Source organism: gamma proteobacterium SS-5 (assembly GCA_009497875.2).
Taxonomy (GTDB): Bacteria; Pseudomonadota; Gammaproteobacteria; order Chromatiales; family Chromatiaceae; genus Magnetovirga; species Magnetovirga frankeli.
This window is the reverse complement of the sequence record CP032508.2, coordinates 1,703,804-1,722,044: the sequence shown is the minus strand read 5'-3', so window position 1 is coordinate 1,722,044 and position 18,241 is coordinate 1,703,804. Positions and strand designations below refer to the sequence as shown.

Here is an 18,241-nt window from a genome sequence, read left to right as displayed (position 1 = left end):
TCAGCGATCAGAGGGATTGATGGGTACCGTCACACAGGGGGGCGTGAAAGGTCTTTTTACAGCCGCACAGGTAGGCGGTCTCGGTCTTCTTGGCGGTGTAGGCCAGGGGCTCGAAGGAGGTGCCCTGGTGTGAGCCATCGCACAGGGGCTGGCTCTTGCTGCGGCCGCAGGAGCACCAGTAATAGGTCTTGCCTGCTTCCACCTCTACCGGGATGGGGCTCTTTTGCGCTACCACGACTTCATCACGGCTTGGGCTCTGCTCACTCATGGGTCTTGTCCTCGGGGTTGGGGTTGGCTGGGTTGTCATCGGCCGTTCACTTCGGCCGCGCCCAGTGAACGGCTTAGATTGGCGCTCCTGCACCTCTCTTGGCTGGGAGCACGGCTCAGGCGGCGGCCAGTTGCGGCGGGATCTGCTCGCCGGTGCGCATGACCCGGTTGTGCTCGTCGGTATAGACCAGGGCGGGCCTGAAGTCCGCCAGCTCGGCCTGGTCCAGCAGCGCATAGGCGCAGATGATGACCCTGTCCCCCGGCTGGGCCTTGTGCGCCGCCGCTCCGTTGACAGAGATGATGCGTGAACCGGCCTCGGCCTCGATGGCGTAGGTGGTGAAGCGCTCGCCATTGCCCAGGTTATACACCTGGATCTGCTCGTAGGGCAGAATGCCTGCCAGCCGCATCAGGTCGCGGTCGATGGCGCAGGAGCCCTCATAGTCGAGTTCGGCATGGGTCACGCAGGCGCGGTGGATCTTGCACTTGAGGAGGGTCAATTGCATCGAATCATTGCACTCTTGAACGAAAAAACCCGGCCATTATCCCCTGAGCCCAGGGATTTTCAAAATCCCTGGCCAGCCAACGCCGGATTTTACGGGATCAGGCCCTGATAAGACTGCTGATTTGCCACCAACTTGGGTACAATCGCGCCTTTGCCGCCGACAATCCAGAGCATACCAGCCCAGCCCATGCTTGAAGCCGACAACCTCTCCTGCGTGCGCGGCGACCGCCGCCTGTTTCGCCAGATCAGCTTTCGCCTGGAGGCCGGCGAGCTGTTGTATGTCCACGGCCACAACGGCAGCGGCAAGACCACCTTGCTGCGCACCCTGTGCAGCCTGATCCTGCCCGATGCGGGCGAGGTGCGCTGGAACGGCGAGAACGCCCACCGCCTGCGCGAGGACTTCACCCGCGAGCTGCTCTATCTGGGCCACAAGAACGGCATCAAGGGTGACCTGACCGGGCTTGAGAACCTGCGCATCAGCAGCATTCTCGATGGTTTTGACCTCAGCCAGCGCCAGGCCTGGGAAGCCCTCGAGCGCATCGGCCTGGACGGCCATGAGGACCTGCCGGCCAAGGTGCTGTCCCAGGGACAGAAGCGCCGGGTGGCCCTGGCCCGCCTGCTGGTCAACCGCGCCCCGCTGTGGGTGCTGGACGAGCCCTTCACCGCCCTGGACAAGGCCGCAGTGGAGTTGCTGCAACAGGTGATCCGCGAACACCTGGAGCGCGGCGGCATGGCCGTGCTCACCACCCATCAGGAGGTGCCCCTCACCAGCGGCAACAGCAAGAATCTGGAACTGGGCTGGAGGAAAGCGGCATGAGCGGTGCCTTTGTCTGGATCATCCGCCGCGACCTGCTGCTGGCCATGCGCCGCCGCTCGGACCTGTTCACCACCCTGTTCTTCTTCGTCATCGTCGTCAGCCTCTTCCCCCTGGGCATAGGCCCGGAGCTGAACACCCTGCGCCTGATCGCCCCCGGCGTGGTCTGGGTGGCTGCCCTGCTCGCCTCCATGCTGGCGCTGGAGCGGCTGTTCGCCCAGGACCATAACGACGGCAGCCTGGAGCAAATGCTGCTGAGCCCGCAGCCAGTGGCCCTGCTGGTGCTGGGCAAGGTGCTGGCGCACTGGCTGGTGACCGGCCTGCCGCTGGTGATCATGGCGCCCCTGCTGGGGCTGCAGTACGATCTTTCCACCCAATCCCTCGGCGTGCTGATCCTCTCCCTGCTGCTCGGCACCCCCAGTCTGAGCCTGATCGGTGCCATCGGCGCGGCCCTGACCCTGGGCCTGCGCGGCGGCGGCGTGCTGGTCTCCCTGCTGGTACTGCCGCTGTACATCCCGGTACTGATCTTCGGCGCCGGTGCCGTGGAAGCCAGCGCCTCCGGCCTCGGGGCAGCCAGCCACCTCTCCCTGCTCGGCGCTATTCTGATCGGCGCCCTGCTGCTCTCGCCCCTGGCCACCGCCGCCGCGCTGCGTATCTCCGCTGAATGATCCTGACCCGGCGAAGCTGGATGCAAAAAAGGGATCGCAAAGGGTGTCAAGGTGAGGTGTGTCCGGTTGACCGATGGGGCAGGCAACCTATTTTCCGCCACTTCCCATACAGGATTTGTTAAGAGATTCAAGCCAATGGGACTCGACAGGGGTCAGGTTGAATTAAAAGGACAGCGAAATTTCAAACCAACTAAACCCCCGGATTGGGCCGATGAAGAGAAACTATTTGTAACCCTTTGCGTTCTTTGCGATCCGATTTTGGCTTACGGCCGCGCCGGGTTAGGATGCTCCCCCCTCTTGCCAGAACGCCAAACCGCCGAGACCGCCATGACCCAAACCCCTGCCGATCACGCCAATATCGACCCGGCCGAGATCGAAAAATTCGACGCCCTGGCCACCCGCTGGTGGGACCCCAACAGCGAATTCAAGACCCTGCACGATATCAACCCCCTGCGCCTGGGCTGGATCGAGCGTCACTGCGGCGGCCTGACCGGCAAGACGGCGCTGGACGTGGGCTGCGGCGGCGGCATCCTCAGCGAGGCCCTGGCCAGGGCCGGCGCCCAGGTCACCGGCATCGACCTGGCCGCCAGCTCCCTGCGCACCGCCCGCCTGCACCTGCTGGAATCCGGCCAGCAGGTGGACTACCAGCAGATCACCGTGGAGGAGCTGGCCGAGCAGCGCCCGGCGAGCTTTGATCTGGTCAGCTGCATGGAGATGCTGGAGCACGTTCCCGACCCCGGCTCCGTGGTGCAGGCCTGCGCCCAGCTGGCGCGCCCCGGCGGCCAGGTATTCCTCTCCACCATCAACCGCAACCCCAAGGCCTATGCCTTTGTCATCCTCGGCGCCGAATACCTGTTGCGCATGTTGCCCACCGGCACCCACGACTACGACAAATTCATCACCCCCGCCGAGATGGGCCGCTGGATTCGTCAGGCCGGGCTGGAGATGCAGGGCATGACCGGCCTGGTCTATAACCCCCTGACCCGGCAGTATCGGCTGGAACCGGACGACATCAGCGTCAATTATCTGGTGCGCTGCCGTCGGCCCACCTAATGCCGAACCATCCGCCCAGCCATTCATCTAACGATCATGGGGCAAGACGACCACCCCGGAACATGAAACATCTTCAATTCAATGGGACGCAGAGGACGCAAAGGAGCGCAAAGGACGCAGAGAAGAATGAGGAGGAGGTAGCCCGGATGCAGCGAAGCGATGTCCTGAGCGGTGTCCTGAGCTTGCCGAAGGGCCAGTCGAAGGGCGGAATCCGGGGTTGCTGCTGGGCAGGGCCACGCCTAACCTTTGCCCCTCCGAGCATCAGATCGGAATTTCCGGGGCTCGGAACTCCCATATTGACAGGCGGCCATGTTGTTTCACAGTAATCAGCCGGGCCGCTACAAGGCGGTATTCTTCGACCTTGACGGCACCCTGGTGGATACAGCGCCGGACCTGGCCTACAGCCTCAACCTCTGCCTTGAGCGTCATGGTCGCGCCACCCTGGCGTTTGAGCGGATTCGCCCGCAGGTCTCCCACGGCACCGACGCCCTGCTCCAGACCGGTTTTCAGCTGACCCCCAGCGACCCCTCCTACGCCGATCTGCGCGCCCAGCTGCTGGCCCTTTATCAGGCCAACCTCAGCCGCGCCAGCCGCCTGTTCGAAGGCATGGAGGCCCTGCTGCTGCAGCTGGAGCGGCGCGCCATCCCCTGGGGCCTGATCACCAACAAGCCCGCCTTTCTCACCGAGTCCCTGGCCGCCGACCTGGGCCTGGACCGGCGCGCGCTGTGCATCCTCAGCGGGGATAGCCTGCCCCAGTGCAAGCCCCACCCCGAGCCCATACGCCATGCCTGTCGCCTGGCCGGGGTGCGCCCCGCCGAGGCCATCTACGTCGGCGATGCCGAGCGCGATATCCAGGCCGCCCGCGCCGCCGGTAGCCTCAGCCTGGCCGCCGCCTGGGGCTATCTGGGGGAAAACGACCGCATCCAGGACTGGCAAGCCGACGCCATCATCCAAACACCGCTGGAGATTCTGCACTGGCTGGATTAGGCTTAGACCAAGGGGCCTACCTAGGAGCCTGTCGGATTTAGGATGCTCCTACTGCGCCGGTGGGAAGAACGGCCCAAATTTCCCCGATTTTTCGTTGCGTAGGCCAACTATGCGCCTCAAAATCGTGAAAATTTGTTCTCGTTCTCCCACCTTGCTCGCTACGGGCACCTAAACCCGACAGGCTCCTAGCGGACATGGAGCGAGACGGCCACCCCGGAATATGAAACATCCCCTAATCGATGGGACGCAGAGGACGCGAAGAAGCGCAAAGAACGCAGAGAAGAGTGAGAAAGAAGTAGCCCGGATGCAGCGCAGCGGAATCCGGGGAGGCCCTGCCCAGCGGCAACCCGCGTGGTGGGAGGGCAGCTTGCTGCGCGACCTGGCAAAGTCGGCCTCCCACCCCAAGCCGCTAGGGCAACATTTTGTAGGAGCCAAGCAAGATGATCATCAACCAATATCAAGCCGCTCCTGGCCTGCTGCAGGGGCGCATCATTCTGGTCACCGGCGCCAGCGGCGGACTGGGCCGCGCCATCGCCCTGGGCGCCGCCGCCGTCGGGGCGACCCTGATCCTGGCCGGACGCGACACCGCCAAGCTGGAACAGCTGTATGACGAGATCGAGGCCGCCGGTGGCGCCCAGCCGGCCATCATCCCGCTGAACCTGGAAACCGCCTCGGCCCACAGCCATGAAGAACTGGCCGATGTCGTCCGCGACGAATTCGGCGCCCTGCACGGACTGGTCCACTGCGCCGCCCAGTTGCGCCTGCTCAGCCGTATCGACGACTACGACCTGGAGACCTGGAACCAGCTGTTACAGGTGAACCTGACCGCCGCCTTCCTGCTCAGCCAGGCCTGCCTGCCCCTGCTCAAGGCCAGCGACCAGTCCCGGCTGATATTCACCTCCGACCAGCTGGGCCGCCGCGCCAAGGCCTATTGGGGTGCCTATGCCGTGTCCAAATTCGGCCTGGAGGGGCTGATGCAGGTGCTGGCCGAGGAGCTGGAATCCAGCCCGGTGCGGGTCAACAGCCTGGACCCCGGACCCCTGCGCACCAAGCTGCGCAAGGACGCCTACCCCGGCGAGGACGAGAACGACAACCCGCCCCCGGAAAGCGCCCTGCCCGCCTACCTCTATCTGCTGGGGGCCGACAGCGCCGAGGTTCACGGCCGGGCGCTGAGCCTGGATTCGGAATGCTGATCCATAGGGCGGCCCGTGGTCGCCGCGCCCGTGCCAGGGACAAGCCCGAGCACTGTGGCCGACCGGCGGGCGCGGCCCGCCCTATGGGGCCCGCCAAGCGTGTGGGTAAGTACTCAGGCCATTAGGCCCCTACCCCCCTTTGTGAAGGGGGAATTAGATGCTCTGTCCTTAGAGATGAGAGTGGGCGAGTAGTTACGTGGGTGGCCAGTTTTTGCAACTCTGCGCTCTCTGCGCTTCTTTGCGACCTCTGCGTCCTTCTTCAGGCTTAAATCCAGGAGTCAGTCATGGCACATCTACAATGGTCCAGCGCGCTGGACACCGGCATTGCGGTGATCGATGAACAGCACAAGCGCATCGTGCTCTACATCAATGAGTTGTATGAGGCCCGCGAGGCGCGCGATGAGGCCCAGGTGGGCGAGGTGCTCACCGAACTGCTGGACTACGCCTACTCCCATTTTGGCTACGAAGAGCGCTTCATGCGTGAGATCGGCTTTCCTAGCCTGGAGGCCCATCAGCAATCGCACCAGCTGTTTTCCCAGAAGGTGGAGGACTTCGTCAGCCGCTACGAGGCCGGCGAGGACGTGGTGGATGACCTGATCAACACCCTTAACCGCTGGTTGATCAACCACATCAAGAACGAAGACGGTGACTACGCCGACTATCACCGCAAACAGGCGGATACCAACCCATAGAGCGTGCCGGGCCGCGCCTTGCCTTGAGCTGTTCGCGGGGTTCTGAGGGAGGACTTCTGGCTAATGGGCAGAGCTTGCCTGCCGCTGATCAACCGCTTACCATGTTGGGCCAGATACACCTTGTCACGGCCCGCGCCCATGCTCCACCCCAGCAAGCCACTCAAACATGCGGTCAGAGCGCCCCACAAGCGCCGTCTGCCCCCCTGTTTCGGGGGGGGGGGGGGTAAGGCCCAGCCAGCCATAACCCCCCGATGACCCCCAATCAAAACCCACCCGACAGGCTGGAAAAGATCGCCGATCACATACCGGGCATGATCTATCAGTTCCAGATCTGGCCGGACGGTCACCTGAGCATACCCTACGCCAGCCAGGGCATAGGTGATCTCTACGGCCTGAAGGCGGAACAGGTCAGCCAGGATGCCAGCCCCATATTCCAGATGATCCACCCCGAGGATCGGCCTGAACTCCAGAGGTCCATCGATATCTCGGCCAGCAACCTGACGACCTGGACCAATATCCACCGCATCATCCGGCCCGATGGCCGGATTCTCTGGCTGGAGGGCGAGGCCAGCCCGGAGCAACTGGCCGATGGCAGCATCCTCTGGCATGGCTACATCCGCGACATCAGTGAACGCATCGAGCTGGAACAGCGGTTGGAGGAAAAGCGGCAGAACCTGGCCCATGTCCTTTGGGGCACCGATGCCGGCACCTGGCGCTGGCATATCCCCAGCGGCCGCACCGAGTTCAATCAGCGCTGGGCGCAGATCGTCGGCCATGACCTGGAGGAACTCCAGCCAACGGATGTCAGCACCTGGAGCGAGCTGCTGCACCCCGAGGATCGGGACCTGGCCACCGAGCGGCTACAGACCTATCTCAGCGGCGCATCCGACCTCTACGAATGCGAGGTACGCATGCGCCACAAGTCCGGCGGCTGGGTCTGGGTAGAGGACCGTGGCCGCCTGATCAGCCGCACCGCCGAGGGCGACCCGGAGTGGATGGTGGGCACCCATCTGGACATCACCGAGCGCAAGCAGGCCGAAGAGCAACTAATGACCTCGCAAGAGCGCCTGCAACTGGTGTTCGACGGCATCAACGACGGCGTCTGGGACTGGGACCTGGGCAACAACAGCCTGTTCCTCTCCCCCACCTGGAAGGCCCAGCTGGGCTACCGGGATGATGAGTTCCACAGCAGCTTCGATAACTTCAAGGCCCAGGTCCACGCCGATGACCTGCAAGCCCTGCTGGACCACCTGGATCACTACCTCAACGGCAAGGTTAGCGACTTTAAAGCGGAGTTCCGCATGCGCCACAAGGACGGTGGCTGGCGCTGGATCATGGGCCGGGGCCAGTGCCTGCGCAACCCCTCCGGCCGTCCCTACCGCATGGTCGGCTCGCATACCGAGATCAGCGAACGCAAAGTCCTGGAGCAGCGACTGGAGGCCGCCTGGGCCAAGGCCGAGGCATCCAGTCTGGCCAAAAGCGAGTTTCTAGCCAACATGAGCCACGAGATCCGCACCCCCATGAACGGCGTCATCGGCATGACCGAGCTGCTGCTGGACCAACCCCTGAACCCTCAGCAGCGGGAGATGACCCAGACCATCAAGCGCAGCGCCGAGGCCCTGCTGGTGATCATCAACGACATTCTCGACTTCTCCAAGATCGAGGCGGGCAAGCTACGCCTGGAGACAATCAACTTCAACCTGCCGCGCCTGTTCCAGGATATTGGCTCCTTTTTGCGCGTACCCGCCACCGACAAGGGCCTGGAGTTCCAGCTGCAACTGGCCGATGACCTGCCCCAGTGGTACCTGGGCGATATGGGCCGGATTCGGCAGATCCTGATCAACCTGCTCAACAACGCCATCAAGTTCACCGCTCAGGGCTTTGTCCGCCTGGAATGTCGGCTGCTGCAACGGGATGCGGATAGCTGCCGGTTGCAATTTCGCGTCCAGGACACGGGTATCGGCATGAGCAAGGAGCAACAAGCGGGTCTGTTCCAGCGCTTCAGTCAGGCAGACAGCTCCACCGCCCGCCAATACGGCGGCACCGGGCTGGGGCTGGCCATCAGCCGCCAACTGGCCGAATTGATGGGCGGTAAACTGGGGGTGGAAAGCCAGCCGGGAGAGGGCTCTATCTTCTGGTTCAGCCTCTGCCTGACGCTGGGCAAGACCGAGGCCGAGCAGGCCGGGCCGGCCCGGCACAAGCGCTTCCAGGCCCATGTGCTGGTGGTGGATGACGTATCCACCAATCAACTGGTGGCCACTGGCCTGCTCAAGCGCATGGGGGTCAGCGCCGACTGCGCCAACAACGGCCAGGAGGCCCTGGATAGGCTGAGCCAATCGGACTACGACCTGGTCCTGATGGATGCCCAGATGCCGGTGATGGACGGCTACGAGGCGGCCCGCCGCATACGCCACCCGGCAAGCCCGGTGCGCAATCACCGCATCCCGCTGATCGCCATGACCGCCAACGCCATGGATGGGGCACGGGCTGACTGCATCGAGGCGGGCATGAACGACTACATCAGCAAGCCGATGCAGCCGAGCCGACTGCAGGAAATCCTGCAACGCTATCTGCCCGCAGCCCAGCAGGCCGATACCGCCCCGGCCCGCCCGCAGCAGACAGCCGCAGCCGACCCCGCATCGGTGCAGGCCCCTCTGTTCGATTACACTCAAACCCTGCAAGGGATGATGATGGGCGATAGCGGTATAATGTCCCTGGTACTACAGGAACTGGAGCGCGACCTGCCACAGATGCTGCGCCAGCTGGAGCAGGCGGTGAGCAGGCAGGACGCCCAGGCCATCGAGCGCCTGGCGCACAAGCTCAAGGGCGCGGCAGGCAACCTGGGTGCCGAGCGCTTCTGCACCCAGGCCCGGCGTCTGGAACAGGCCGCCAAGCAGGGGCTGATACAGGAAATGGCGGCATTGCTGGAACAGTTGCAGCCACTCCAGCGTCAACTGCAAAACGAGATCGCAGCGGCCCTGCGCACTACCCTATCCACCACCCAAGAGACGCCCGCAGAGGAGCCAAGGTGAAGACCATTCTGATGATCGAAGACGACCAGACCACCCGCACCCGCCTGGCCCTGGTGCTGGAGAAGGCCGGTTACCGTGTGGTGCAGGACGAAGATGGCAGCCATGCCTTGGCCCTGCTCAAGAGTGAGCGGCCGGACCTGATCCTGACCGACATCCATCTGCCGGAGAAAAACGGCCTGGAGATAGTGACCGAGATCCGCGACCTGCACGACCCCGTGCCCATCATCGCCATGTCCGGTGGCGACCGTTTCGGCCACAGCTACCTGGATATTTCAGAGATGCTCGGGGCCAACGCCATCATGAACAAGCCCTTCTCGGTGGACGAGCTGCTCATCCAGATCGAGGCCTGTTTGAAGTAGGGCTACGCCTTGGGATCGCCGAGTTGTACCCGGCCCACGGCGGCCACGGGCCGCCCAATGCAGCGCCCCCAGCTAACGAATCTGCAGCTCCTGCACGGCCTGTAGCAGGCCCTGGCTGATGCCTGCGCCCATGCGCTTGGCCAGGCGCTCGATCAGGTCCTGCTTGCGGGTGAAGCTGAGGGTTTCTTCCACGCCAACCACCTCGCGGGCGACGTAGCTGGTGCTGCCGAACTCATCCACCAGGCCCAGCTTCTTTGCCTCCAGACCGCTCCAATACAGACCGCTGAACAGCTCATCGCCGCCCTTGAGGCGCTCGCCCCGGCCCGACTTCACGGCCTGAATAAACTGCTGGTGGAGGCCATCCAGCAGGCCCTGGACATGGGCCTTGTCGCCCTCCTTCAGTGGTGAGAAGGGGTCCATCAGGCCCTTGTGCTCGCCGGCGGTGAGCAGGCGCCGCTCCACGCCCCACTCCTGCATGGCGCCGACAAAGCCAAAACCGTTCATCAGCACACCGATGGAGCCGACGATGCTGGACTCATTGGCGTAGATCCTGTCCGCCGCCGCCGCCACGTAATAGCCGCCGGAGGCGCAGATGTCGGAGACCACGGCATAGAGCGGGATCTTGGGGTACTTCTTGCGCAGTCGCAGCATCTCATCGTGGATGTAGGCCGACTGCACCGGGCTGCCGCCGGGGCTGTTGATGCGCAGGATTACCGCCTGGGTGCCCTTGTGCTTGAAGGCATCGCGCAGGCCCTTGACCACCTTGTCGGCGGAGGCCTCGGACTCGTGGCTGATGATGCCGTTGAGCTCCACCACGGCGGTGTGCTTGTCGCTGGACAGGCTCAGCTCCTGCTGGCTCAGGCCGATCCAGGCCAGCAGGCCAAGGATCAGATAGAGGGCAAACAGGATCTTGAAGAAAATGCCCCAGCGCCGCGCCGCCCGCTGTTCCTTGAGCGAGGCATTGGCCAGGTCCTCCAGCACACGGCGGTGCCAGTGCAGGTCAGTACTGGAATCGGGCTGTTTGTCGGTCATGGTGGGTTCCTTGGGTTTAGGGAGTGGTCAACCTATGCAAATTTTGCCACAGAGCCACAGAGCACACAGAGAAGAACCGTAACATCTCGTGCCTCTTGCTCCCCCCGTGAGGCGACTGCATGGCCACCGATGATCCAGTCATCGATTTGGCATGACCTACCTCCCTGTAGGTCCGATGCAGGAGGTAGAACAGCGTCTGGAACAGCTGTCGAGGGTTGGGGGGAGGGTGCGGCCAGCCAACCCTGTAGCCCGAATGGAGCGCAGCGGAATCCGGGGGGCCTCGCCACTGGGAACCCGGATTTGATTGCCTCCGAGCCAGCGCTCGGAGCTCCCAGGTGGCTGGCCGCTGAAAGCTGACGGCTTTATTCGCCCAACCCCGCCAGGCAGTCGGGCAGCTGTTCGATGCTATCCAGGCAGGCCAGGGGGTTGAAGCGGCGCAGGCGCTCGGGCGCGTGTACCCCGTAGCAGACGGCGATGGAGGCGCTGCCGGCGTTGATCGCCATTTGCAGATCGTATTCGGTATCGCCGATCACCAGCGCCTCGCTGGCCGCCACCCCGGCGTAGTCGATCAGCTCCTGCAGCATCTGCGGATGGGGCTTGGAGAAGGTCTCATCGGCGCAGCGGGTGGCGATGAAATAGCGCCCAAGCCCGGTCTTGTCCAGCACCAGATCCAGCCCGCGCCGACCCTTGCCGGTGGCCACGCTGAGCAGATAACCGGCCTGCTCCAGCTGGGCGAGCACCGCCTCCACGCCGGGAAACAGGCCAGCGGCGGGGGCCTGTTCGGAGAAGAAGTGATGCCGGTAGCGGCCAAACAGGGCATCGGCCAGGCCCGCGTCGGCCTGGGGATGCAGGGCGCTGACCGCCTCGCTCAGGCCCAGGCCGATGATGTTGCGGATCTGATCGGCAGCGGGCGGGGCCAGGTCCAGATCGGCAAAGGCGGCCTGCATACAGGCAATGATCTGCGCCTCCGAATCCATCAGCGTGCCGTCCCAATCGAATACCAAGAGTTTGTAATTCATTGTTTGTCTTTGTGTTGAAGCGGCCAGCTTTTGCCTGAAGACAGAAGACGGATTTTTGCGTCGCTGCGCGACAGATAAGTAAAAACTGGCGCGAAGCGCCTCTGTCATCTGTCATCTGTCATCTGTCCCCTGTCCTCAGTTCGCCATGCTCAACATCAGCTTGTTCATCCGGTGCACAAAGCCCGCCGGGTCTTCCAGCTGACCGCCCTCGGCCAACAGGGCCTGGTCGAACAGCAGGCGGGCCAGTTCCTTGAAGCGCTCGTCGTCCTGCTCTGCCTCCAGCCGCTGTAGCAGGGGGTGTTCGACGTTGATCTCCATGATCGGCTTGGGCATGGGGGCATCCTGACCGACCTGTTTGAGCACCCGTGCCAGGTTGGCGCTCATGTCGTGATCTTCCACCACCAGACAGGCCGGTGAATCCACCAGGCGGCTGGTTACGCGCACGTCCTTGACCTCATCGCCCAGGCCTTGCTTGATCTGCTCCAGCACCGACTTGTGCTCCTCGGCGGCCTTTTCCACCGCCTCTTTGTCTGCCTCTTCATCCGCCAGCTTGCCCAGGTCCAGCTCGCCCTTGGCCACCGACTGGAAGTGATTGTCCTTGTACTCGTTCAGGTGCGACATCAGCCATTCATCGACCCGGTCGGTCAGCAGCAGCACCTCGACATTCTTTTTCTTGAACACCTCCAGATGGGGGCTGTGCTTGGCGGCGGCCAGGCTGTCGGCGGTGATGTAGTAGATCTTCTCCTGGCCTTCCTGCATGCGTTCGATGTAGGTATCCAGGGAGACGTTCTGTTTGTCGCCCTCACCCTGGGTGGAGGCAAAGCGCAGCAGGGCGGCGATCTTTTCGCGGTTGGCGAAGTCTTCCACCGGACCTTCCTTGAGCACCTGACCGAACTGCTGCCAGAACTCGGCGTACTTGGCCTCATCCTCCTTGGCCAGCCGTTCCAGTTCGCCCAGCACGCGCTTGGTGTTGGCGCTGCGGATGGTATCTATCTTGCGGTTGTGTTGCAGGATCTCGCGGGAGACGTTCAGCGGCAGGTCGTCGGCATCCACCACGCCCTTGATGAAGCGCAAATAATTGGGCATCAACTTGTCGGCCTCGTCCATGATGAACACCCGCCGCACATAGAGCTTGACGCCGTGCTTCTGTTCCCGGTCCCAGAGATCGAAGGGTGCCCGCGAGGGCACATAGAGCAGGGCGGTGTATTCATTGGTGCCCTCGACCCGATTGTGTATGTGCAGCAGCGGATCCTGGAAGTCGTGCCCTATGTGCTTGTAGAACTCGTTGTATTCCTCGTCCGTGATATCGGCCTTGTTGCGCTGCCAGAGGGCGGTGCCCTTGTTCACCTGCTCCCACTGCGGCTCCTTCTTCTCCGCCTCCTCGCCATAGACCTCTTCGAGCATCTCGATGGGGATGGCGATGTGGTCGGAGAACTTGCCGATGATGCCGCGCAGGCGATAACCGGCGGCAAATTCGCCCTCGTCGTCCTTCAGGTGCAGGGTCACCTCGGTGCCACGGCTGGGCTTGTCGATGGTCTCTATGCTGTATTCGCCCTCGCCGGTGGATTCCCAGCGCACCCCGTGCTCGGCACCCAGACCGGCGCGACGGGTGGTGAGCGTGACCTTGTCGGCGACGATGAAGGCGGAGTAGAAACCCACGCCGAACTGACCGATCAGGGCGTTGTCCTTGCTGGCATCGCCGGTCATGGATTCGAGGAACTTCTTGGTGCCGGAGCTGGCGATGGAGCCTATGGTCTCGGTCACCTCCTGGCGGCTCATGCCGATGCCGTTGTCGCCGATGGTCAGGGTGTTGGCGTCCTTGTCGAAGCTGACGCGGATGCGCAGCTCGGCATCGCCCTCGTACAGGGCATCGTCGGTGAGTGCTTCAAAGCGCAGCTTCTCGGCGGCATCCGAGGCATTGGAGATCAGCTCGCGCAGGAAGATCTCCTTGTTGCTGTACAGGGAGCGGATCACCAGGTTGAGCACCTGGCTCACCTCGGCCTGAAAACTCAGGGTCTCTTTATGGGCTTCTACCGTCATCTGGGGTACATCCTCTGCAAGTGGGTGAAAAACGATGGCCAGGAGATGGGTCTGTTCAGTCAGAATTCAAGTCCAAACCCGCTGCGCATCGGTACGGTGTTTTCGGTACCATTGGCCTGAAAGCGGGGACTCGGGACTAGGAACCCGTGACTCGACATCTGGAATAATTTTTTTGATCAATCGCTTACCCCCTTGGAGCCTGAATGGACGATTTTTCACCCGGTCAACGCTGGGTCAGTGATGCCGAGCCCGAACTCGGTCTGGGCCTGATTACCGCGCTGGATGCGCGTACCCTCAGCCTTGACTTCCCTGCCTGTGGCGAAAGCCGCACCTATGCCCGCCGCGACCCGCCCCTGAGCCGGGTGCTGTTCGCCGTGGGGGATCAGGCCCTGAGCGCCGAGGGTTGGGCCCTGCAGGTAGAATCGGTGGAATTTCTTGATGGCCTGGCCTGCTATCTGGGCAGCCGCGAGGACGGCAGCGAGGCGGTGCTGCCGGAGACCCAGCTGGATCATCGCATACGCCTCAACCGCCCGGCGGATCGCCTGTTTGGCGGCCGTTACGACCGCAACGGCTGGTTCGAGCTGCGCTATCAGACCCACCGCCTGCGCCATCGTCTGATGCGCTCGCCCCTGCGCGGCCTGACCGGTGGCCGCACCAGCCTGATCCCGCACCAGCTCTACATCGCCCGCGAGGTATCACGCCGCTACGCGCCCAGGGTACTGCTGGCCGACGAGGTGGGCCTGGGCAAGACCATCGAGGCGGGCATGATCCTGCATCAACAGCTGCTGACCGGGCGCGCCAGTCGGGTGCTGATCCTGCTGCCCGAGAGCCTGCAACACCAATGGCTGGTGGAGATGCTGCGCCGCTTCAACCTGCGCTTCAGCCTGTTCGACGAAGAACGCTGCCAGGCGATCGATGCCGATGGCGAGACGGCCAACCCCTTCCACGCCGAGCAGCTGATCCTGACCCGCATCGACTTCCTCAGCCAGAGCCCAGAGCGCCTGGAACAGGCCCAGGCCGCCGGCTGGGACCTGCTGGTGGTGGACGAGGCCCATCACCTGCGCTGGTCACCGGAAGGGGCCAGCGCCGAATACCGCTGCGTGGAACAACTGGCCGCCCGCACCCTGGGCCTGCTGCTGCTCACCGCCACCCCGGAACAGCTGGGCAAGGCCAGCCACTTCGCCCATCTGCGCCTGCTCGACCCGGATCGCTTTCATGACCTGGACGGCTTCCTGGCCGAGGAGAGCGCCTACGCCCCCATCGCCCACTGCCTGCACAGCCTGCTGGAGAACAGGCCCCTCAGCCCGGCGGACCGGACCCTGCTGGCCGGCACCCTGGGCGAGGGCGACAACCAGGCGCTGCTGGCGCGGGTGCTTGAGCCGCCCGCCGAAGCGGGTAGCGCAGAGGCCCCACAGCTACAAGCCCGGCGTGAATTGATGGACCACCTGATGGATCGCCACGGCACCGGCCGTGTGCTGTTCCGCAACAGCCGCCGCGCCATCCGGGGCTTCCCCCAGCGTCGCCTGAGCCTCTACCCGCTGGACAATCCCGCCGCCCTCCTGGATGAAGCGGCCAACCCGGCCAGCGCCAATCCCCGGCTGGACACCCGCATCGACTGGCTGATCGAGCAACTGCGCTGGCTGTATCCGCACCGGGTCCTGCTGATCACCGCCCAGGCCGACACCACCGAGCGCCTGGCCGAATCCCTGCGCCGACGCATCGGCCTGCAGGCCGCCCTGTTCCACGAGGGCATGAGCCTGCTGGAGCGCGACCGCGCCGCCGCCTTCTTCGCCGACCCGGAGGGCGGTTGCCGCCTGCTGATCTGTTCCGAGATCGGCAGCGAGGGGCGCAACTTCCAGTTCGCCCATCACCTGATCCTGTTCGACCTGCCGCTGAACCCCGGTCTGCTGGAGCAACGCATCGGCCGCCTGGACCGCATCGGTCAGCGCAAGGACATCCAGATCCACCTGCCCTACCCCCAGGCCAGCCCACAGCACTGGCTGGCGCGGTTTTATCACGAGGGGCTGAATGCCTTTGAGCAGAGCAGCCCGGCCAGCCAGCTGGTGTTCGACGAACTGCGCGAGGACCTGCTGCTGGCCCTTGATGTCGGCGAGGGCCTGGATGAGCTGATCGAGCGGGCACGTCAGCGCCATGCCCAGCTGAGCGAGGAGTTGCGCCGGGGCCGCGACCCCCTGCTGGAGTACAACTCCTGCCGACCGCACCTGGCCGAGGGGCTGCTGCAACAGGCCAAGGCCGAGCAGCAGCCGATCCAGCTGGTCAACTACCTGGAGCATTTGTTCGACGGCTTCGACATCGACAGCACCCCGCTCAGCGCCCAGTCCTTTCTGCTGCGCCCCGGCCAACGCACCCCCGAGGGCCTGTTCCCCGGCCTGACCGAAGACGGCCTGGCCTGCACCAGCGACCGCGCCTGCGCCCTGGCCAACGAGCAGCTGGCCTATCTGAGCTGGGAGCATCCCCTGCTGGAATCGGCCATGGAGGCCATCTGCGGCAGCGGTTTCGGCAACAGCAGCCTGTGCAGCCTGGAGAAATGCGGCCTCAAGCCGGGCACGCCGATGATCGAATGCATCTTCCTGCTACAGGCCAGCGCCGAGCGCCATCTACAGGTCAGTCGCTACCTGCCCCCTACCCCGCTGCGCCTGCTGCTCGACCCCCAGGGCCGCAGCCTGGGTCGGCAGATCACACCGGAGCTGATCCGGGAAAAGCGCAAGTCCATCAACCGGGAGCAGGCCAGACAGCTGATCAAGACCTGCACCCCCCTGCTCCAGCCCCTGCTGGACAGCGCCGAGCAGGCCCTGCTGCAACAGACGCCCAAGCTGATCGAACAGGCCCGCCAGCAGGCCGAACAGACCCTGGGGGCCGAAATCGACCGCCTCATCGCCCTGCAGCAGAGCAACCCCAACGTGCGCCAGACCGAGATCGACCACTTCCGCCAGGAGCTGGAACAGGTGCTCAAGGCCATAGAAAACGCCGAGGTCCACCTGGACGCCCTGCGCCTGTTGGTTGCGGTATAGTCGGCCTTCAGCCTGAAGACAGAGGACAGAATTTTGCGTCGCTACGCGACAGATCAATCAACCTGGCAGCTCAGCACTCTGTCTTCTGTCCCCTGTCCTCTGCCTTCTGTATTCTGTATTTTTGAGCTATGGTTTAGGCAAGGAGGATCAAAATGCGTATTACCGATATCAATGACGATGCCCGCATTGCGGCCCTGAACCCGCCCAAGGCCCTGCGCCGGGCGCAAAAACCGGTGGCCGCCACCGAGGCCCCCTTTGCCGTACATGCCATCGACGAAGAGCGCGAGCATGAGGCGCGCAAGCATGAGGACCGGCGTCTGACCCAGCGCCGCCAGGGCCAGGATGCGCGCAAAGAGACAGAACAGGGTGAGGATGAAGACCGCCAGCAAGAACCGGACAGCCCCCTGCTGGATACCCGCGACCAGCACGAGCGGCGTACCCAGCTGCGTCGGCAGGAAGACCGTGAGGCCCAGCGCAAGCAGCCCTCAAGGCGCGGTCAGGGCATAGACGTCATCGTCTGAGCGCCCTCCTGCAGCAGCCTCAGTACCAGGGGTACGGCGGGCGGGATACGCGGGCTGGATTCCAGCAGGTTGCGGATCATGGACAGATGGCTGCCCTCCAGCAGATAGAACCGGGCACCGGGCAAGCGGGCCGAACCCACCGTCACCAGCCCATCCCCCAGGCCGTTGCCCAGGGAGCTGGCCAGCGGCTCCAGCCAGGCCAGGTGTTCGTCCGACCGGGCCAGCTGCATCAGCCGCTGCCGATCCGCCTTGCCCAGCTCGGCGGCGATCACCGTCAAGCGGGTATGGGGCGGGTTGGGCCGGGCATTGAGCCGTTGCAGAAAGCGGCTACCCGGCAGCAGGTCTATGCCCGCCTCGCCGGCCCCGTCGAAGATGAACCCCAGCCAGTGAAAATCACCGCTGAGCAGCTCGGCGAACTGGTCACGCCACTCCGCCAGGCCCCGAAAACGGGCCAACTCCGAGCCCTGATTGGGCGTACCCAGCATGATCAGCTGATCCACCCGAGGCAGGTCGGCATCACGCCAACGGGGATGGGTCAAAAGCTCCCGACTGACCAGCCCGCCCATGCTGTGCGCCACTATGTCCAGCTGCCCTACTCCCTGCGCCTTGAGCCACTGCAACTGTTCGGCCAGCAGTTGCGCCGATTCACTGATGGGCTGATCGTCCGGGTAGTGCATGATCCAGGGCGCAAAGCCTGCCTGCAACAGGGCCGGAGCCAGGTTCATCCACACCTTGCCGGGGTCATCCAGGCCGTGGATCAGCACCAGGGCACGCCCCTGCCGGGCCGCTGCCGCCTGCCCCCAGGGCCTCAGGCCGTAGCGTTGGCGCAACTGCTCGGCCTGCTCGGGAAAACGCTGCAGCAGGCCCTCGCGCCATTCGCCGCGCAGCTGTTTTTCCTCCTCGCGATAGGCATCCAGCAGCCACTGACCCAGCAGCAGCGCCAGCAGGCCCAGGCCCAGCCACCACCACTTGCTCATCCCCCTGAGCCCCTTCCCGCCCCAGCCCTTTGACCTTGGCCTGATCAATTTAG

16 protein-coding genes are annotated in these 18,241 nt (G+C 64.0%); 10 read left to right on the top strand and 6 right to left on the bottom strand.

What is annotated here, in order from left to right; all coding sequences use genetic code 11:
* Positions 1 to 7: 7 nt before the first annotated feature.
* Both D5125_13275 and D5125_13270 read right to left on the bottom strand, forming a co-directional pair.
* Positions 8 to 268, bottom strand: coding sequence for a CDGSH iron-sulfur domain-containing protein (locus D5125_13275; protein ID QFY90374.1), 261 nt, complete (start codon positions 266 to 268; stop codon positions 8 to 10).
* A 115-nt stretch (positions 269 to 383) separates the two neighbouring features.
* Positions 384 to 770 carry an aspartate 1-decarboxylase gene (locus D5125_13270; GenBank protein ID QFY90373.1) on the bottom strand — a complete coding sequence of 129 codons (387 nt, stop codon included), beginning with the start codon at positions 768 to 770 and terminating at the stop codon, positions 384 to 386.
* A 186-nt stretch (positions 771 to 956) separates the two neighbouring features.
* Between D5125_13270 and ccmA the strand changes: the two genes are divergently transcribed.
* From ccmA to D5125_13230, 8 genes are all read left to right on the top strand, one after another.
* The gene (gene ccmA, locus D5125_13265; GenBank protein ID QFY90372.1) at positions 957 to 1,586 is read left to right on the top strand and encodes a cytochrome c biogenesis heme-transporting ATPase CcmA; all 630 of its coding nucleotides are present in this window, start codon (positions 957 to 959) and stop codon (positions 1,584 to 1,586) included.
* Positions 1,583 to 2,251, top strand: a complete 669-nt coding sequence (ccmB, locus tag D5125_13260) for a heme exporter protein CcmB (GenBank protein QFY90371.1) — start codon at positions 1,583 to 1,585, stop codon at positions 2,249 to 2,251. Before ccmA ends, ccmB begins: the two co-directional genes overlap by 4 nt.
* Before the next feature lie 327 nt (positions 2,252 to 2,578).
* A complete protein-coding gene (gene ubiG / locus D5125_13255) occupies positions 2,579 to 3,304 on the top strand; it encodes a bifunctional 2-polyprenyl-6-hydroxyphenol methylase/3-demethylubiquinol 3-O-methyltransferase UbiG (protein ID QFY91161.1) in 726 nt (241 codons plus the stop codon).
* 309 nt (positions 3,305 to 3,613) lie between these two features.
* The gene (locus D5125_13250) at positions 3,614 to 4,291 is read left to right on the top strand and encodes an HAD-IA family hydrolase (protein QFY90370.1); all 678 of its coding nucleotides are present in this window, start codon (positions 3,614 to 3,616) and stop codon (positions 4,289 to 4,291) included.
* 446 nt (positions 4,292 to 4,737) lie between these two features.
* Positions 4,738 to 5,484: a YciK family oxidoreductase gene (locus D5125_13245; protein ID QFY91160.1), complete on the top strand. Its 747-nt coding sequence runs from the start codon at positions 4,738 to 4,740 to the stop codon at positions 5,482 to 5,484.
* Between the two features lie 284 nt (positions 5,485 to 5,768).
* Complete coding sequence (locus D5125_13240; GenBank protein QFY90369.1) at positions 5,769 to 6,176, top strand: bacteriohemerythrin; 408 nt, start codon at positions 5,769 to 5,771, stop codon at positions 6,174 to 6,176.
* A 251-nt stretch (positions 6,177 to 6,427) separates the two neighbouring features.
* A complete protein-coding gene (locus tag D5125_13235; protein QFY90368.1) occupies positions 6,428 to 9,208 on the top strand; it encodes a PAS domain-containing protein in 2,781 nt (926 codons plus the stop codon).
* A complete protein-coding gene (locus D5125_13230; GenBank protein ID QFY90367.1) occupies positions 9,205 to 9,567 on the top strand; it encodes a response regulator in 363 nt (120 codons plus the stop codon). The genes D5125_13235 and D5125_13230 overlap by 4 nt, the downstream gene beginning before the upstream one ends.
* Before the next feature lie 72 nt (positions 9,568 to 9,639).
* On the opposite strand, the gene D5125_13225 is transcribed toward D5125_13230, so the two are convergent.
* The 3 genes from D5125_13225 to htpG form a co-directional block, all read right to left on the bottom strand.
* Entirely contained in the window at positions 9,640 to 10,599 is a 960-nt protein-coding gene (locus D5125_13225) for a S49 family peptidase (GenBank protein ID QFY90366.1), read from the bottom strand.
* A gap of 362 nt (positions 10,600 to 10,961) precedes the next feature.
* Positions 10,962 to 11,618: an HAD-IA family hydrolase gene (locus D5125_13220; protein ID QFY90365.1), complete on the bottom strand. Its 657-nt coding sequence runs from the start codon at positions 11,616 to 11,618 to the stop codon at positions 10,962 to 10,964.
* A gap of 135 nt (positions 11,619 to 11,753) precedes the next feature.
* Complete coding sequence (gene htpG, locus D5125_13215; GenBank protein ID QFY90364.1) at positions 11,754 to 13,658, bottom strand: molecular chaperone HtpG; 1,905 nt, start codon at positions 13,656 to 13,658, stop codon at positions 11,754 to 11,756.
* Positions 13,659 to 13,861: 203 nt separating this feature from the next.
* Here htpG and rapA point away from each other — a divergent pair, with 203 nt between their 5' ends.
* The gene (gene rapA / locus D5125_13210) at positions 13,862 to 16,690 is read left to right on the top strand and encodes an RNA polymerase-associated protein RapA (GenBank protein ID QFY90363.1); all 2,829 of its coding nucleotides are present in this window, start codon (positions 13,862 to 13,864) and stop codon (positions 16,688 to 16,690) included.
* Positions 16,691 to 16,842: 152 nt separating this feature from the next.
* Positions 16,843 to 17,211: a hypothetical protein gene (locus D5125_13205; GenBank protein ID QFY90362.1), complete on the top strand. Its 369-nt coding sequence runs from the start codon at positions 16,843 to 16,845 to the stop codon at positions 17,209 to 17,211.
* Here D5125_13205 and D5125_13200 read toward each other — a convergent pair.
* The gene (locus D5125_13200) at positions 17,187 to 18,188 is read right to left on the bottom strand and encodes an alpha/beta fold hydrolase (GenBank protein QFY90361.1); all 1,002 of its coding nucleotides are present in this window, start codon (positions 18,186 to 18,188) and stop codon (positions 17,187 to 17,189) included. The genes D5125_13205 and D5125_13200 overlap by 25 nt on opposite strands.
* Positions 18,189 to 18,241: the final 53 nt, after the last annotated feature.

What these genes read in the sequence shown, in the direction of transcription:
- D5125_13275 (QFY90374.1), bottom strand. Translation starts at nt 268, where the DNA reads ATGAGTGAGCAGAGCCCAAGCCGTGATGAAGTCGTGGTAGCGCAAAAG.
- D5125_13270 (QFY90373.1), bottom strand. Translation starts at nt 770, where the DNA reads ATGCAATTGACCCTCCTCAAGTGCAAGATCCACCGCGCCTGCGTGACC.
- ccmA (QFY90372.1), top strand. Translation starts at nt 957, where the DNA reads ATGCTTGAAGCCGACAACCTCTCCTGCGTGCGCGGCGACCGCCGCCTG.
- ccmB (QFY90371.1), top strand. Translation starts at nt 1,583, where the DNA reads ATGAGCGGTGCCTTTGTCTGGATCATCCGCCGCGACCTGCTGCTGGCC.
- ubiG (QFY91161.1), top strand. Translation starts at nt 2,579, where the DNA reads ATGACCCAAACCCCTGCCGATCACGCCAATATCGACCCGGCCGAGATC.
- D5125_13250 (QFY90370.1), top strand. Translation starts at nt 3,614, where the DNA reads ATGTTGTTTCACAGTAATCAGCCGGGCCGCTACAAGGCGGTATTCTTC.
- D5125_13240 (QFY90369.1), top strand. Translation starts at nt 5,769, where the DNA reads ATGGCACATCTACAATGGTCCAGCGCGCTGGACACCGGCATTGCGGTG.
- D5125_13235 (QFY90368.1), top strand. Translation starts at nt 6,428, where the DNA reads ATGACCCCCAATCAAAACCCACCCGACAGGCTGGAAAAGATCGCCGAT.
- D5125_13225 (QFY90366.1), bottom strand. Translation starts at nt 10,599, where the DNA reads ATGACCGACAAACAGCCCGATTCCAGTACTGACCTGCACTGGCACCGC.
- D5125_13220 (QFY90365.1), bottom strand. Translation starts at nt 11,618, where the DNA reads ATGAATTACAAACTCTTGGTATTCGATTGGGACGGCACGCTGATGGAT.
- htpG (QFY90364.1), bottom strand. Translation starts at nt 13,658, where the DNA reads ATGACGGTAGAAGCCCATAAAGAGACCCTGAGTTTTCAGGCCGAGGTG.
- rapA (QFY90363.1), top strand. Translation starts at nt 13,862, where the DNA reads ATGGACGATTTTTCACCCGGTCAACGCTGGGTCAGTGATGCCGAGCCC.
- D5125_13205 (QFY90362.1), top strand. Translation starts at nt 16,843, where the DNA reads ATGCGTATTACCGATATCAATGACGATGCCCGCATTGCGGCCCTGAAC.
- D5125_13200 (QFY90361.1), bottom strand. Translation starts at nt 18,188, where the DNA reads ATGAGCAAGTGGTGGTGGCTGGGCCTGGGCCTGCTGGCGCTGCTGCTG.